The organism is Dietzia sp. NPDC055343 (assembly GCF_053645265.1).
Genome location: NZ_JBSHMJ010000005.1, coordinates 73,658 through 88,070, shown reverse-complemented (window position 1 = coordinate 88,070; position 14,413 = coordinate 73,658). Strand labels below are relative to the sequence as shown.

Sequence of the window (14,413 nt, the reverse complement as noted above, 5' to 3'; positions counted from 1 at the left end):
GATCGCCATCTACGAGCCCTTCGGGGGAACGATCTGCAGGTACATCGCCGTGAGGATGAGATTGGCGAAGAACAGCAGGAGGAAGGTCAGGACCACGCCCAGGTTCACGGCATCGCCGACACCCTTGGGCCCACCCTTGGGGTTCATGCCGCAGTACGAGGCCACGACTCCGGCGATGAGCCCGAAGACCAGGGCCTTGAACGAGGACATGATGAAGTCCGGCAACTGCGCGAGCGCACCGAACGACATGAGGTAGGCACCGGGGGTACCGCCCTGCAGCAGGATGTTGAACACGTAGCCACCGGAGATCCCGACGATCGAGACCAAGCCGTTGAGCAGGACCGCCACCAGCATCATCCCCAGCACGCGGGGGACGACGAGGCGCTGCACAGGGTCGATTCCCAGTACCCGCATCGCGTCGAGTTCCTCGCGGATACTGCGGGCCCCCAGGTCGGCGGCGACCGCGGATCCCGCGGCGCCGGCGATGAGCAGAGAGGTCACCAGGGGCGCGCCCTGCTGGACGACGGCGAGGACACCGGTCGCACCGGTGTACGCCTCCGCACCCAGCTGCTGGACCAGCGATCCGGTCTGCATCGCCACGACCGCACCGAACGGGATCGCGACCAATGCCGACGGCAGGATGGTCACCGAGGCGATGAACCAGGACTGCTCGATGAACTCACGGAACTGGAACGGCCTTCTGAAGATTCCCCGAAGCACCTCGAGGAAGAGTCGGAACACCGAACCAGCCGCGCCGACCGCGTCCCGGATCCCACCGCCGACCTCGGCGGCCGAGACCCCGGCCTTCTCGCCTGGCTGCTGGGTTGCTCCCTCCGCCATCTACCCTCCCCCCGGACTCGTCGCCGATTCAGTTCTCAGCAGAACCATAATGGTCGTCCAGGCCGCTTCCGGAGGCGGAGTCACCTCCGGAAGCCGGCGCGACGGCACCCGCCGGGACGGCCCCGGCGGTGTTGCCGTTGCCGTGGCCTCGCGCGGCCCACTCCTCGCGGATGGCGTTCTGGGCGCCCGCGGGCAGGGTGTCGAGCATCTCCGACACGCGCTTCTCACGACGCAGCTCGCCCTGTCGCACCGGGCTACCCGGCGTCGGCTGCATCTGCGACGGCACGCCTCGGAGCTCGTCCTCGCCCGGGGAGCCGTCGTTGTGCCCGGCCTCGGCCTGCTCCATCTCCGCACGCATCTGCGCGTCGTCCTTCTCCTCGGACATCCCGATGGGGCCGAGTTTGGATCCGCGCAGGAACTGACGCACGGACGGCTCCTCACTTGTAAGGAGCACCTCGCGCGGGCCGAACATGACGAGGTTCTTGCGGTACAGCATCCCGAGGTTGTCGGGAACCGTACGGGCGAGGTTGATGTTGTGCGTCACGATGAGGATCGTGGCGTCGATCTGCGCGTTGATGTCGATGAGCAGCTGTGCGAGGTAGGTCGTACGCACCGGGTCGAGTCCCGAGTCGGGCTCGTCGACGAGGATGATCTCCGGGTCCAACACGAGGGCGCGGGCCAGGCCGGCGCGTTTGCGCATACCGCCGGAGATCTCCCCGGGAAGCTTGCCCTCGGCGCCGGTGAGACCGGTGAGCTCCAGCTTCTCCATGACGATGTTCCGGATCTCTGATTCCGACTTGCGCGTGTGCTCCCGCAACGGGAACGCCACATTGTCGTAGAGGTCCATCGAGCCGAACAGCGCACCGTCCTGGAAGAGGACGCCGAATAATTTGCGGACCTCGTAGAGCTCCTTGGCGGTGCACTGGAGGATGTCCGTGCCGTCGATGATGATCTTGCCGCGCTCAGGCCGCAGGAGACCGATCAGCGACTTGAGGAACACGGACTTACCGGTGCCCGACGGGCCCAGTAGCGCGCTGACCTCTCCCTCGGGGAGGGTGAACGTCACGTCCTCCCAGATCTTCTGCGAACCGAACGACTTGGTCAGCCCTTCGACGGAAACCTCGACACCCACGTCAGCACTCCTCACTTCAGCCCACGTTTGTGGCCACGGTCACTGTAAACTACCGCTCGGAGGAACTGCTTTGTTACATGCCCACCGATTCCGTTACGGGATCAGATCGAACCGGTAGTGCGAGACCGGTGGACGGCCGCCAAGGCACGCCGCCCGGGTGGCTTGCCGGACGCTGTGGAGCGCCTGATCGGGCCCGGTCGATCCCCTGCCGCCCGTCGCCCGGAAATGCCGCAGGGGCGGCCCGGCACGAATGCCGGACCGCCCCTGACGAGCGGTGGTGCGTCAGCTCACTTGAGCGAGACGGAGGCACCGGCCTCCTCGAGCTTGGTCTTGGCGGCCTCGGCGGCCTCCTTGTCGACCTTCTCCAGCAGCGCCTTGGGAGCGGACTCGACGAGGTCCTTGGCCTCCTTGAGGCCCAGGCCCGAGACGATCTCGCGAACGACCTTGATCACGCCGATCTTCTTGTCGCCGGCCGACTCGAGGACGACGTCGAACTCGTCCTGCTCGGCGGCAGCCTCGCCACCGGCAGCCGGGGCGCCGGCGGCCGCGACGGCGACCGGAGCGGCGGCGGTGACCTCGAAGGTGTCCTCGAACAGCTTCACGAACTCCGAGAGCTCGAGAAGGGTCATCTCCTTGAAGGCATCAAGGAGCTCGTCGTTGCTGAGCTTCGCCATGGTGGCGTCCTTTCGTTGTGTCCCGGCGCCGTCATGCGGCCCGGAAGCATGTGGGGTAGGTCAGTTCTTCTTGTCCTGGAGGGCGCCGAACAGACGCGCCAGCTGCGAGGCGGGCGCGTTGAACAGGCCGGCGGCCTTCGTCTGGTTGCCCTTGAGCGCACCAGCGAGCTTCGCGAGCAGGACCTCGCGGGACTCGAGCTCGGCGATCTTCTCGAAGTCGGTGGCGGACAGCGGCTGGCCGTCCATGACACCGCCCTTGATGACGAGCGCCTTGTTGTCCTTGGCGAAGTTCTTGAGCGCCTTGGCGGCGTCCACGACCTCACCGGTGACGAACGCGATGGCGGTGGGGCCGGACAGGAGGTCGTCGAGACCCTCGACGCCGGCTTCCTGCGCCGCGCGCTTCACCAGGGTGTTCTTGGCCACGGTGTACGTGGAACCTTCACCCAGCGCCTTACGCAGCTCGGTGACCTGCGGAACGGAGAGTCCGCGGTACTCGGTGACCACAGCGGTCGTGGAGTTCTGGAAATGCTCCGTGATCTCCGCGACGGCCTGGACCTTGGCGGGCTTTGCCATGTTTCGCCTCCTTTCTGCTTCGTCTCGCCCGAGAGAAACACGAACGCCCCGTGCGCAGGGGGCACGGGGCGTGGAGGAATGGCCGCGAACCCGGGGGTTCACTGACACGTCCGACGCTGACCGGTGTTCTCCTGCGCGGGCCGTCCGGGCGCTCCCGGACCCTTCGACCACCCCCGGCGGGAGTGGCGACCTGCGGTCTTCGGTGAAACTTGATCAGTTGCCCGGCTGCACGAGGCGACCAGGCGTTCAAACTTCTGCTCCAGAGTATAGGCAATCGGAGGAACAGACCAAATCTCCTGGCCGGGTGGAATGGCGGGCCGGTCGGGATTCTGACAGATTGGTGCCGTGGCCCCATCCCCGTCCCGTGTCGCCGTCGTCTATAACCCGATCAAAGTCAGTGGCGACGAGATCCGTCGACGCACCGAGATCCGGGCAGCGCGCCACGGGTGGACCGATCCCCTGTTCCACGAGACCACGGAAGCCGATCCGGGAACCGGGCAGGCCGCCGCGGCTGTGGCGGAGGGCGTCGGCCTGGTGATCGCCTGCGGTGGTGACGGAACGGTGCGTTCCGTCGCCCGGGGGCTCATCGGCAGTTCCGTACCGATGGGCGTGGTCCCCCTCGGTACCGGCAACCTGTTGGCCCGCAATCTCGACGTCCCTCGCGACGCCGTCGACCGCGCGCTGCATGTGGCCATGGGCGGGCGGACGCGCCCGATCGATCTGGGCGAGGTCCGGTACACCGACGGCTACGGCACCTCGCACGACGATGTCTTTCTCGTCATGCTCGGCGCCGGCATGGACGCCGACATGATCGCCGGCACCGACGACGATCTCAAGGCCCGCGTGGGGTGGCTCGCCTACGTCGGGGCGTTCGCCAACACCCTGGTGCGCGGCCACCGGATCAAGGTCGAGTATTCACTGGACGACGGTCCACTCGTGCAGACGAGGGCGCGGACGCTCCTCGTCGCGAACTGCGGGATGCTGCAGGGTGGGATGGTGCTCCTGCCCGCCGCCGTGATCGATGACGGCCAACTGGACGTGATGGCGCTTCGCGCCAAGGGCGTGCTCGAGTGGGCCGAGGCCGGTGCCGTTCTCGCCCAACACACCGTCCGACACCGGGTCCGGTCGCTCCCGGGGACGAGGGCGCCGGCGGACGAGCGAGAACAGCGCCGGACGCCCCCGGTGGACTTCCGGCAGGGCGTGCGAGTACACACCCGGATCCTCGAGAAGCCGGCGTCGTTCCAGATCGACGGGGAGGACTGCGGTACGGTTTCGGGCTTCTCGGCACGGATCAAGCACCGGGGGTTGATGGTCCGCGTCCCGAACTGACCCCTCAGGTCAGTCGTCGCGCACGAGAAGCGCCAACACATCGTGGATCTCCTCCACGCCGAGGGCGAGACCGTCCACCTAGGGTTCTGAGTAGAGATGTAGGAGCCACGAGCCGGGCGGCGCGCGGCGGGGAGGGAGCAGGACGTGGAGTCGACGACGCAGGACCGGACCGGACCGCTGGCGGGGATACTCGTGCTGGAGCTCGGCACCCTCATAGCCGGCCCCTTCGCCGGCCGCCTGCTCGGCGACATGGGCGCCCGCGTGATCAAGATCGAGGACCCCGGCCGCCCCGACCCCTTGCGCACCTGGGGGCAGGGCGAGCGGGACGGGCGCCGACACTTCTGGACGGTGCACGCCCGCAACAAGGAATCCGTCACGCTCGATCTGCGCTCGGACGACGGCGCGGCGATCTTCCGCGACCTGGTGTCCCGCGCGGACGTGGTGGTGGAGAACTTCCGCCCCGGCACCCTCGAGAAGTGGGGTCTGGGACCTGATGAGCTGCACGAGATCAACCCGGGCCTGATGATCGGCCGTGTCTCGGGGTATGGCCAGACCGGTCCGCAGGCGAAGCGCGCCGGATACGCCTCCGTCGCCGAGGGCGTGTCGGGCCTGCGTCACCTCAACGGCTTCCCCGACCAACCGCCGCCGCGCATGGCGTTGTCGATCGGCGACACCCTGGGCGGAATGTTCGCCGTGCAGGGCATCCTCGCGGCGCTGCTCGCCCGCGCCACCAGCGGCCGCGGCCAGGTGGTGGACGTCGCGCTCACCGAGTCCTGCCTGGCGGTCCAGGAGTCGGTGATCCCCGATTACGACGCGGCCGGGGTGGTCCGCGGACCGTCCGGCACCCGGCTCGAGGGGATCGCCCCGTCCAACCTGTACCGGGCCTCGGACGGCCTCTGGGTGATCATCGCCGCCAACCAGGACACCGTGTTCCGCCGCCTGTGCTCGGCGATGGAACGCCCCGGGCTCGCCGATGATCCCCGGTTCGTGGACCATCAGGCGCGCGGCATCCACCAGGACGAGATCGACGAGATCATCGCCGACTGGGCCGCCGGCCGCACCGCCGAGCAGATCCGCGAGACGCTCGACCGTGCGGGCGTCGTGGCCGGTCCGGTCAACACAGTGGCCGACGTGGTGCGCGACGAGCAGTTCCGGGCCCGCGGGATGCTGGTGCCGCACGCGGTACCCGGCGTGGACGACACCGTCCTCGGCCCCGGCGTCGTGCCGGTCCTGACCGACACCCCTGGACAGGTCGGCCGCGGCGGCGCGCCGGAGCCCGGGTTCGACAATGATGCGGTCTACCGCGACCTGCTCGGGATGGACGACACACGCATGTCCGATCTGGCCGCGCGTGGCGTCATCTGACGACCGGGGCCCGCGGTCCCTGCGGCAGGGTCCAGGCGAACTCGCGGCCGTTGCCGTGCGCTCCCGCCGAGGCCCGCGACCGCGAGGCCTCCCCCAACTCGGCGAGCATGCGGTCACCGGCGGCGATCAACTCGTGGAAACGCTGCGGATCCAGCCAGTCGGGTCGCAGCGCGAACAGCACGTCCTCGGTGGCCGTGTTCCCCGAGGCACCCGGGGCGAAAGGGCAGCCGCCGAGTCCGCCGAGGGCCGCATCCACCATGGTGGCGCCCGCGCTGACGGCGGCCAGCGTGTTGGCCACGCCCATCCCCCAGGTGTCGTGTCCGTGGAAGACGATCCGGCGGTCGCCAGCGGCCTCCTGTGCGGCCGCGACCAGCTCGGACACCTGACGCGGGTGCGCCTGGCCGAGGGTGTCGGCCAGGACCACGTCGACCGTCCCCGCCCCGCGCGGGTCGCCGACGAGCCCCAGGACCCGGTCCGGGTCGACCTGCCCGGTGATCGGGCACGTGAAGGTGGTGGCCAGGCACAGCTGGACCGTGCCATCCACCTCCGCGGCGGCCTCGAGCGCCTCGGGCAGTCCGGCCATGGACGTCTCAGTGTCGCGGCCGATGTTCGCGGTGTTGTGCTCGTCGGTCACGGACAGGCAGTACTGGAAGCGGCGCACGCCGGCGTCCGCGGCCCGACGGACGTGCCCCGGGGTGGCCACCCAGACCCAGCAGCGGTCGCGTTCGGCCTCGTCCAGCGCGCCGATCACCTCGAGGGTGTCGGCCAGCGCCGGTACGAGATCGGGGCGGGCCATCGACCCCACCTCCAGCTCCGGCACTCCGAGCCGGAGGAGGGTGCGGACGAGCTCAACCTTCGAGTCGGTGCTCAGACGCCCCTCGGTGAGCTGCAGCCCGTCCCGCAGGGCCACATCCCGCACCGCGACGGGGTGCGCGGTCGGGGACGACCCGGCGAGCGAGCTGTTCGGCGAAGTGGTCATGAGGACATCCTCCCGTATCCGTCTGCGAGGAAGCGGAAATGCGAGTAGGCCCCGCGACCGGATTCTGGTCGCGGGGCCCTCGCCCCTGCCGGGGCTCACCTCAGTCGAGGATCAGCTCACTCGTCTCCGGAGCCGCCCTCGAGCAGCTTGGACACGGCGGAGGTGTCGACCGGGATGCCGGGGCCGGTCGTGGTGGAGATGGTGATCTTCTGCAGGTAGCGGCCCTTCGAGGAGGACGGCTTGAGACGCATGACCTCGTCGATCGCGGCCTGGTAGTTCTCCGTGAGCTGCTCGGTGGAGAACGACGCCTTACCCACGATGAAGTGCAGGTTATTGGCCTTGTCGGTGCGGAAGGTGACCTTGCCGCCCTTGATGTCGGACACGGCCTTGGCCACGTCCATGGTGACGGTGCCGGTCTTGGGGTTCGGCATGAGGCCGCGCGGGCCGAGCACGCGGGCCACACGGCCGACCTTGGCCATCTGGTCCGGGGTGGCGATCGCGGCGTCGAAGTCGAGCCAGCCGCCCTGGATCTTCTCGATGAGCTCCTCGGAGCCCACGGCGTCGGCACCGGCGGCCTCGGCCTCGGTGGCCTTCTCGCCCGCGGCGAAGACGATGACGCGGGCGGTCTTACCGGTACCGTTCGGAAGGTTCACGGTGCCGCGGACCATCTGGTCCGCCTTGCGGGAGTCGACGCCAAGTCGCATGGCGACCTCGACGGTGGCATCCATCTTCGTCGAGGAGGTGTCCTTGGCCAGGGCCAGGGCATCCAGAGGCGAGTACAGCTTGGTGCGGTCGACCTTCTCAGCGGCGGCCTTGAAGGCCTTGCTGTTCTTGCTCATTTCAGTTCCATTCCTGCCACGCCTATTGCGCAGCGGTTGGGTGTGGTGCGGGCCTGAGCTGCCCTTCCACAGGTGCTATCGGGGTGGAGGTCAGCCGTCGACCGTGATGCCCATGGAACGGGCGGTGCCGGCGACGATCTTGGCCGCCTGGTCGATGTCGTTGGCGTTGAGGTCCTCCATCTTGGTCTGCGCGATCTCGCGGACCTGGTCCATGGAGACCTTGCCGACCTTGTCGGAGTGCGGGGTGCCGGAGCCCTTCTGCAGGCCGGCGGCCTTGAGCAGGAGCTTGGCGGCCGGGGGCGTCTTCAGCTTGAAGTCGAACGACCGGTCCTCATAGACCGTGATCTCGACCGGCACGACGTTCCCGCGCTGGTTCTCGGTTGCTGCGTTGTAGGCCTTGCAGAACTCCATGATGTTGACACCATGGGCACCCAGAGCCGGGCCGACCGGCGGGGCCGGGTTTGCAGCGCCGGCCTGGATCTGGAGCTTGATGAGCCCTGAGACCTTCTTCTTCTTCGGAGGCATCGTCTTCCTGATTCTTCGACTGGATCTCGGTGCCGCGCTGTACACGCGGGGGACCGACTGTCGTGTGCGCCTCCCCCGCGACGTCCAGCCACCTGGCGGGCATGCGGGAATACAGGCGCAACCTGAGAGAGTCTACGTCCAATCAGGCCCCAACACCCAATCGGCACCCGGCCCCGGAAACGGCGAACCCGCCCGGCGCGTGCTGCGCGGGGCGGGTTCGCCGACAAGCCCGTGGGCGTCAGTCGATCTTCTCGACCTGGTTGAAACCGAGCTCGACCGGGGTCTCGCGCCCGAAGATCGACACCAGCACCTTGAGCTTCTGCGCGGCCGGGTCGACCTCGGAGATGCTCGCGGGGAGGGTGGCGAACGGACCGTCCATGACGGTGACGGACTCGCCGACCTCGAACTCGACCTCGATGGCCGGTGCGACCAGACCGCCCTCGCCCTCGGCGGCGCCGGCGGCGGCCTTCTTCTCCGGCTTGGGGGCCAGGAACTTGGCGACGTCGCTCAGCGACAGCGGGGTCGGGGCGCCCGTGGCACCACCGGTCGCGCTGACGAAGCCGGTCACACCGGGGGTGTTGCGCACGACGCCCCACGACTCGTCGTCGAGCTCCATGCGCACCAGCACGTAGCCGGGCAGGACCTTGCGGTTGGCGGTCTTCTTCTGACCGTTCTTGACCTCGGTGTACTCCTCGATCGGGACCTCGACCTGGAAGATCTTGTCCTCGGCGCCGAGGGTGACGGCGCGGGTCTCGAGGTTGGCCTTCACCTTGTTCTCGTACCCGGCGTAAGAGTGGATGACGAACCAGTCACCGGGCAGCTTCCGCAGCTGGCGCTTGAACGCGATGATCGGGTCGATCGTCGGCGCGGCCGGCTCGGCGGGAGCCTCCGCCTCGGCCTCGTCGCCGCCCTCGAGGTCAGCCTCGTCGCCGTCGACGATCTCCTCGACGATCCCCTCGTCACCGGCGGTCTCGTCGATCGCGTCGTCACCGGCGGTCTCGTCGTCGGCAGCCGGGGGGACCTCGGCGTCCGACGGATCCGCACCCGTGTCACCGAGCACCGCGTCGGCCTCGATCTCGGCCTGCTCGGCGGCAGCGGGGGTCTCCTCGACGCCGTCGGCCTCAGGGCTCTGGTCGATGTCGCTCACGGAAATGCGGTCCTCTCGAGTTTCGTCGGTCCGGTTCTCGCCCCGGACCTGGTGCGGCGGGTCGTCAGCGGTCGAAGACGAGCTCGACGAGCTTGCCCGCACCGAAGTCGACGCCGGAGACCAGCGCCGTCATGAAGATGAGGAACAGGAACACCACGATGGTGTAGGTGACCATCTGATTGCGCGTGGGCCAGATGACCTTACGCAGTTCCTCGGCCACCTGCGCGATGTACTGGAACGGATTGGCGCGGGATGCCCGCGTGTCCTCCGGCTTGTCCGCATCGGTCCGGACGCGGCTCGCGACGGTCGTGTCGCCACGACCGGCCTTCCCGGTGGGGACGGCGGCATCGGAGTCGCGGGCGCCGCTGGTGTCGACGTCGTCGTCGCGATCCTTGCTCACGCGCCTACCTCCGGGTCGTCTGGCTTGCGGGGAAGTGCAGGGGCGACAGGACTTGAACCTGCAACCTGCGGTTTTGGAGACCGCTGCTCTGCCAATTGAGCTACGCCCCTTCGGCCGGTCTCCCGGCCACCCGTGCCTTCCGCGTCTGCGGTCCGCACGAACGCCTCGACTCTACAGTGTCGGCTACTGCCTCGGGCAGCGTGGTCCGCGACCGCGTTCGGTCGGGCGTCCCACTGTACGACAGCGGCGGCCGTCCGCCGAAATCACACCCCCACCGCGACCGTGACGATCGCCTTGCCGAACACCTTCGCGCCGCCACACGTCACCGCCAGCGCGACGTCGGCGCTCGCCCCGTCCTCGGCCACTCTGCGCACCGTGCCGGACACCTGCAGCACCGCGGGCTCCTCGGCCGGCACCACCACGGGCCCGGCGAACCGGATCGATGTGGCCAGGACGCGGTCCGCTCCCCCGGCCCACCCGGCCACGACCCCGATCGCCAGCGCGGAGGTGAGCATCCCGTGCGCCACCACGCCGGGCAGGCCGAGCGCCTGCGCCGCCCCGTCCTCGAGGTGGATCGGGTTGTGGTCGCCCGAGGCCTCGGCGTAGCGACGCAGGTCGGCACGGGTGATCTCCACGTCGCGGGAAGGCAACGCGTCGCCGACGGACGGGGCGACGGGCGGGGTCGTCGTCGGGGTCGTCGTCGGGTCGTGCGGCGTCGTCATCCCTCCACCTCCGCGGTGAGCAGTGCACTGGTCAGGGTCTGGACGGCCGCGCCGCGGGCGTCGCGCAGGACGGTGTCGAAGCCGATCATCCGCCCGCCGCGCGCCGATCGCACGCCGGTGACCGTCGCGGTGGCGGTGAGGACGTCGCCGACCCGGATCGGTCGGTGGTGCTCGCTGGATTGCGCGGTGTGGAGGGTGCGCGAGAGGTCGATGCGCAGCGCGGGGTGGTCCACCACTGCGCGCTGGACCGGGGCGGTCAGCGCGGCGGCGAGGGTCGCCGGAAGCTGTCCGGGCGGTGCGGAGACCGCCTCGGCGAAGCGCGCGACCACCGCGTCGGTGACCGTGACGGGATCCCCGACGACGACGACGGGGTCATCAGCGTTATCTGTGCTCACACCCGGCGACGCTACCCGAGCATCGGTGCCCGTCCCGCCGGTCCCGCCCGGGTGGCCGCCGCCCCCGGCCCGCCGCCGGCCCGGCCTACCGCCGGCCCGAGGCCGGGTCACACGTATCGGAGTCACACGTATCGGAAGTCCTCGCCCTGCGCCCACGCGAGGAGCTTGTCGGCGGTCTCACGCCGCGACGGCGGGTGGTAGCCGAACACCTGGACGGCCTCGAAGGCGTACGCCAGCTCGGGATCCTGCATATAGGCGAACCCGCCCACGGCCTCGCGGACCCCGGACTGGACGCGGACCAGGGCCTCGCGCATCGACCAACGGACCAGCGCGAGGCGGCCGGACAGATCACCCCCGCGCTCGCCGGAGTCGAACGCGGCCGCCACGGCCAGCAGCGCGGTGCGCATCGTCTCCACCTCGGCCAGCACGGTCGCGAACAGCTTCGGGTCCACCGTGTCCCTGGCCGCGAGGGCTTCCACCAGGCGTGCGGCCACGCCGAGGTAGCCGGCGCTGATGAGCAGTCCGAACCACAGGTAGCCGGTCATCTCATGGACGTCGTCGGGGTCGTTCTCCGAGGTGAGGAACACCATGTCGGACTCGACCCGCACCTCGTCCAGCACCAGCGCGTCGCTCTCGGCCGCGGCCAGGACGGGCGCCTTCCAGAAGTCCTCGCGGGTCAGGCCGTCGGAGCCGTTGAACACCAGGACGACAGCCCGCTCGGAGTCGTCGACCAGAGCGCTGGCCACGAGCAGCGACATGGACCGGGACAGACTGCAGGGCATCTTGCGACCGGAGAGCACGTAGTCGTCGCCCTCCCTGCGCGCGGTCATCGTGGGACGGAACACGGACCCGCCGGGCTTGCCCTCGGAGAACCCGGACGCCATCACGGTGCGCTGCTCAACCAGGGAGCGGATGAGCTCGCGCTCGTCCGGCGTCGCGTCCTCGGCGGCCTCGAAGAGGGTGGCGCAGGACAGGTGATGCATGGTCGTCGCCGCCGCCAGCGACGGGGCCAGTGCGCCGACCGCGGTCTGGAACCGGACCGCCTCTACTGCTGTTGCGCCACGGCCTCCCAGTTCGGCGGGAACGATCAGCCCGGTGGCATCGGTGGCGGCCCACTCGGCGATCGCGCTGGAATCGGGGCTCTCATTGGCCATCAGGCCCGCGGTGGACAGTCGTTCCCGCAGGCCCGGCGCGTAGTGGTCCAGAACGGCGTACTCGGTGGTCAGGGTCATGGGGTTCCTTTCGTTGGGTGGCGATCAGAGCTGATCGGCGTCGCTGGCCGATCGAGACCGCCTGCGGCCGGGGCTCGGTGGCGGTCAGCCGCCCGCGAGCATGAGTCGGGCGGCCTCGGCGCTCGTCCGTGCCGGTCTCCAGCCGGTGGCGTGGCGCAGGCGCCGGGACGTCGTGACGGGTTCACCGGGCGTCACCCAGTGGGACGAGTAGGGCAGCAGTCGGAGTCGGTAGCCCAGGTCCGCCAGGCGGCCGGCGAGTCCGAGCGGCAGGGGCACGCACAGCGAGCGGTTCCAGCGGCACATCTGCGCGACGGTGACCGCGTCCTCGGCTCCCACGTTGAACTCGCCGTCCACCCGGTCGCGGATCACCCGGACGTACGCGTCGGCCAGATCGTCCTGGTGGAGGAACTGGTAGTACGAGCGCCACGGTGTCGGGTAGGCGACGACCCGGGCCCGCATCGACGCCAGTCCGGAGTTGTCCATGTCCGGGCCCACGATGTAGGTGGGGCGCAGGACGGCCACGGCCATCCGGCCACCACTCGTGTGGCGCCAGCGGCGGATGTCCTCCTCGACCAGGGCCTTGTGGTGCAGGTAGTAGTGCTCGGGCCCCGCACCGATCGGGGCCGATTCGTCCAGGACCTCGGGCCCACCGCGGGGCCCGTAGGCGTTGACGCTGGAGGTCATCACGCAGATCGCGGCCCCGGCCGCGTCGGCCGCGCGGAGGATCCGGGCGGAGCCGTCCACGTTGACCCGGCGGGCCGCGGCCTTGTCCCTGGGCTCCTCCACGACGAACGCGCAGTGGATCACCGCGTCGGCGCCGGCCATAACCCGGTCGACGGGGTCGGTGGCCAGGTCCAGCGCCACCGTCTCGATACGCGGGTCGGACACCCGCTGCGGCGAGCGTGAGATCGCGACTATCGAATCGACCCGGCTCTCGGTGATCAGCCGTCGCAGGATCGCCGTGCCGAAGTCGCCGGAGGCACCGGTCAGCACGACCCGCATCAGGCCGGCGCCCCGACGAGTTCCGCGAGCACGCCGTCGATCGCCTCGGCGGCGTGCGCCAGCTGCTCCTCGGTGTGCTCAGAGGTCACGCACACCCTCAGGATCGCGCCCGACGCGGGGACGGCCGGGCTGACCGCGGTGCCGGTGTACACGCCGCGCGCCATCAGTCGGTTCCATGCCTCGAACGCCAACATGTCGTCGCCCACGTGTACCGGCACGATCGGCGACCAGTCGGCGCCGGCGTGCCCCGAGCCGCACTCGTGGCCGCGGCGCTCGAGTTCCGCACGCAGTCCCGTGGCCTTGTGCCGCAGAGCCTCCACGCGACGTGCGCCCTCGTCACTGCGGATGATCCGCACGGCCGCCAGCACGCCGGCAACCGTCGCGGGCACGGCCGCGGTGGAGAACAACATCGGTCGCGCACTGACCCGCAACCCGGCGATCAGCTCGCGGCTGCCCGTGATGAAGCCGCCGATGGAGGCGGTGGCCTTGGACAGCGACGACATGGTCACGTCCACGTCGGCCGAGCACTCACATTCCTCTGCCCAGCCGCGACGGTTCTGTCCGTAGAGACCGAGGGCGTGGGCCTCGTCGACCATCAGTGCCGCGCCGTGCTCGCGCGCCGACGCCGCGATCTGCGGGACCGGGGCCAGGCTGCCCTCCATCGAGTACAGCGAATCCACGACCACCAGGATCTGGTCGGCCCCCGACCTGCGGGCCGCGACCAGGGCCTTGTCGAGTGATCCGAGGTCGTTGTGGGCGAACACGTGGGGCGTCGCGCGGGACATCCGGATGCCGTCGCGGATCGAGGCGTGGGCGAACTGGTCCACCACCACCGCGTCGTCGGGACCCAACAGGGCGGCCAGCGTCCCGAGGTTGGTCTGGTAGCCGGTCGAGAAGCTCAGGCTCTGCTCGGTGCCGAACCAGCGGGTGATCTCGTCCTCGAACTCCTCGTGCAGCTCCATGGTGCCGTTGAGCAGGCGACTTCCGGTACTGGCCGCGCCGAATTCCCGGACCGCGCGGACCGCCGCCTCGACGACCTCGGGATGCTGGGCCAGACCCAGGTAGTTGTTCGACCCGAGCATGATCCGCTCGGTGCCGTCGTAGGTGGTCACGGTGCCGCAGCCGGACTGCGACGCGGCGAAGTACGGGCTCTGGCCGGCCGCGGTGATGGCCTCGAAGAGTTGCACACGGTCGTCGCCGTGCAGTCGGTCGATGATGGGGTGGTTCACGGAGGATCCTTTCCGTCGGGTTCTCGGGCT

16 protein-coding genes and 1 tRNA gene are annotated in these 14,413 nt (G+C 69.6%); 2 read left to right on the top strand and 15 right to left on the bottom strand.

Annotated features, from left to right (window positions below; translation table 11 throughout):
• Nucleotides 1–9: 9 nt before the first annotated feature.
• The 4 genes from ACWIE7_RS04110 to rplJ all read right to left on the bottom strand — a co-directional run bounded on the left by ACWIE7_RS04110 (nt 10) and on the right by rplJ (nt 3,219).
• Entirely contained in the window at nt 10–840 is an 831-nt protein-coding gene (locus tag ACWIE7_RS04110) for an MlaE family ABC transporter permease (RefSeq protein WP_452098547.1), read from the bottom strand.
• Between the two features lie 28 nt (nt 841–868).
• Nucleotides 869–1,972: an ABC transporter ATP-binding protein gene (locus tag ACWIE7_RS04105; protein WP_452098546.1), complete on the bottom strand. Its 1,104-nt coding sequence runs from the start codon at nt 1,970–1,972 to the stop codon at nt 869–871.
• 287 nt (nt 1,973–2,259) lie between these two features.
• Nucleotides 2,260–2,646 (bottom strand): 50S ribosomal protein L7/L12, encoded by a 387-nt coding sequence (gene rplL, locus ACWIE7_RS04100; protein WP_230928302.1) that lies wholly within the window; start codon nt 2,644–2,646, stop codon nt 2,260–2,262.
• A 60-nt stretch (nt 2,647–2,706) separates the two neighbouring features.
• Nucleotides 2,707–3,219, bottom strand: coding sequence for a 50S ribosomal protein L10 (gene rplJ / locus ACWIE7_RS04095; RefSeq protein ID WP_230928303.1), 513 nt, complete (start codon nt 3,217–3,219; stop codon nt 2,707–2,709).
• Between the two features lie 345 nt (nt 3,220–3,564).
• Here rplJ and ACWIE7_RS04090 point away from each other — a divergent pair, with 345 nt between their 5' ends.
• Both ACWIE7_RS04090 and ACWIE7_RS04085 read left to right on the top strand, forming a co-directional pair.
• A complete protein-coding gene (locus ACWIE7_RS04090) occupies nt 3,565–4,548 on the top strand; it encodes a diacylglycerol/lipid kinase family protein (RefSeq protein WP_454068639.1) in 984 nt (327 codons plus the stop codon).
• A gap of 144 nt (nt 4,549–4,692) precedes the next feature.
• Nucleotides 4,693–5,913: a CaiB/BaiF CoA transferase family protein gene (locus tag ACWIE7_RS04085; protein WP_454068638.1), complete on the top strand. Its 1,221-nt coding sequence runs from the start codon at nt 4,693–4,695 to the stop codon at nt 5,911–5,913.
• Here ACWIE7_RS04085 and ACWIE7_RS04080 read toward each other — a convergent pair.
• From ACWIE7_RS04080 to ACWIE7_RS04030, 11 genes are all read right to left on the bottom strand, one after another.
• Complete coding sequence (locus tag ACWIE7_RS04080; protein WP_454068637.1) at nt 5,906–6,892, bottom strand: hydroxymethylglutaryl-CoA lyase; 987 nt, start codon at nt 6,890–6,892, stop codon at nt 5,906–5,908. The two genes, ACWIE7_RS04085 and ACWIE7_RS04080, sit on opposite strands and share 8 nt — an antisense overlap.
• A gap of 116 nt (nt 6,893–7,008) precedes the next feature.
• Nucleotides 7,009–7,731: a 50S ribosomal protein L1 gene (rplA, locus tag ACWIE7_RS04075; protein WP_454068636.1), complete on the bottom strand. Its 723-nt coding sequence runs from the start codon at nt 7,729–7,731 to the stop codon at nt 7,009–7,011.
• Nucleotides 7,732–7,821: 90 nt separating this feature from the next.
• Entirely contained in the window at nt 7,822–8,256 is a 435-nt protein-coding gene (rplK, locus tag ACWIE7_RS04070) for a 50S ribosomal protein L11 (RefSeq protein WP_230928307.1), read from the bottom strand.
• Between the two features lie 238 nt (nt 8,257–8,494).
• The gene (gene nusG / locus ACWIE7_RS04065; protein ID WP_452098540.1) at nt 8,495–9,403 is read right to left on the bottom strand and encodes a transcription termination/antitermination protein NusG; all 909 of its coding nucleotides are present in this window, start codon (nt 9,401–9,403) and stop codon (nt 8,495–8,497) included.
• A 64-nt stretch (nt 9,404–9,467) separates the two neighbouring features.
• Nucleotides 9,468–9,803, bottom strand: coding sequence for a preprotein translocase subunit SecE (gene secE, locus ACWIE7_RS04060; RefSeq protein WP_230928309.1), 336 nt, complete (start codon nt 9,801–9,803; stop codon nt 9,468–9,470).
• A 37-nt stretch (nt 9,804–9,840) separates the two neighbouring features.
• Nucleotides 9,841–9,913: transfer RNA gene (locus ACWIE7_RS04055), tRNA-Trp, on the bottom strand.
• Between the two features lie 153 nt (nt 9,914–10,066).
• On the bottom strand, nt 10,067–10,525 hold the full coding sequence (locus ACWIE7_RS04050; RefSeq protein ID WP_452098539.1) for a MaoC/PaaZ C-terminal domain-containing protein: 459 nt from the start codon (nt 10,523–10,525) through the stop codon (nt 10,067–10,069).
• Nucleotides 10,522–10,920, bottom strand: coding sequence for a (3R)-hydroxyacyl-ACP dehydratase subunit HadA (gene hadA / locus ACWIE7_RS04045; RefSeq protein WP_454068635.1), 399 nt, complete (start codon nt 10,918–10,920; stop codon nt 10,522–10,524). Before hadA ends, ACWIE7_RS04050 begins: the two co-directional genes overlap by 4 nt.
• A 122-nt stretch (nt 10,921–11,042) precedes the next feature.
• A complete protein-coding gene (locus ACWIE7_RS04040) occupies nt 11,043–12,152 on the bottom strand; it encodes an acyl-CoA dehydrogenase family protein (protein ID WP_454068634.1) in 1,110 nt (369 codons plus the stop codon).
• 84 nt (nt 12,153–12,236) lie between these two features.
• Nucleotides 12,237–13,154: an NAD-dependent epimerase/dehydratase family protein gene (locus tag ACWIE7_RS04035; RefSeq protein ID WP_454068633.1), complete on the bottom strand. Its 918-nt coding sequence runs from the start codon at nt 13,152–13,154 to the stop codon at nt 12,237–12,239.
• Nucleotides 13,154–14,383 carry an aminotransferase class I/II-fold pyridoxal phosphate-dependent enzyme gene (locus ACWIE7_RS04030; protein WP_454057641.1) on the bottom strand — a complete coding sequence of 410 codons (1,230 nt, stop codon included), beginning with the start codon at nt 14,381–14,383 and terminating at the stop codon, nt 13,154–13,156. Before ACWIE7_RS04030 ends, ACWIE7_RS04035 begins: the two co-directional genes overlap by 1 nt.
• Nucleotides 14,384–14,413: the final 30 nt, after the last annotated feature.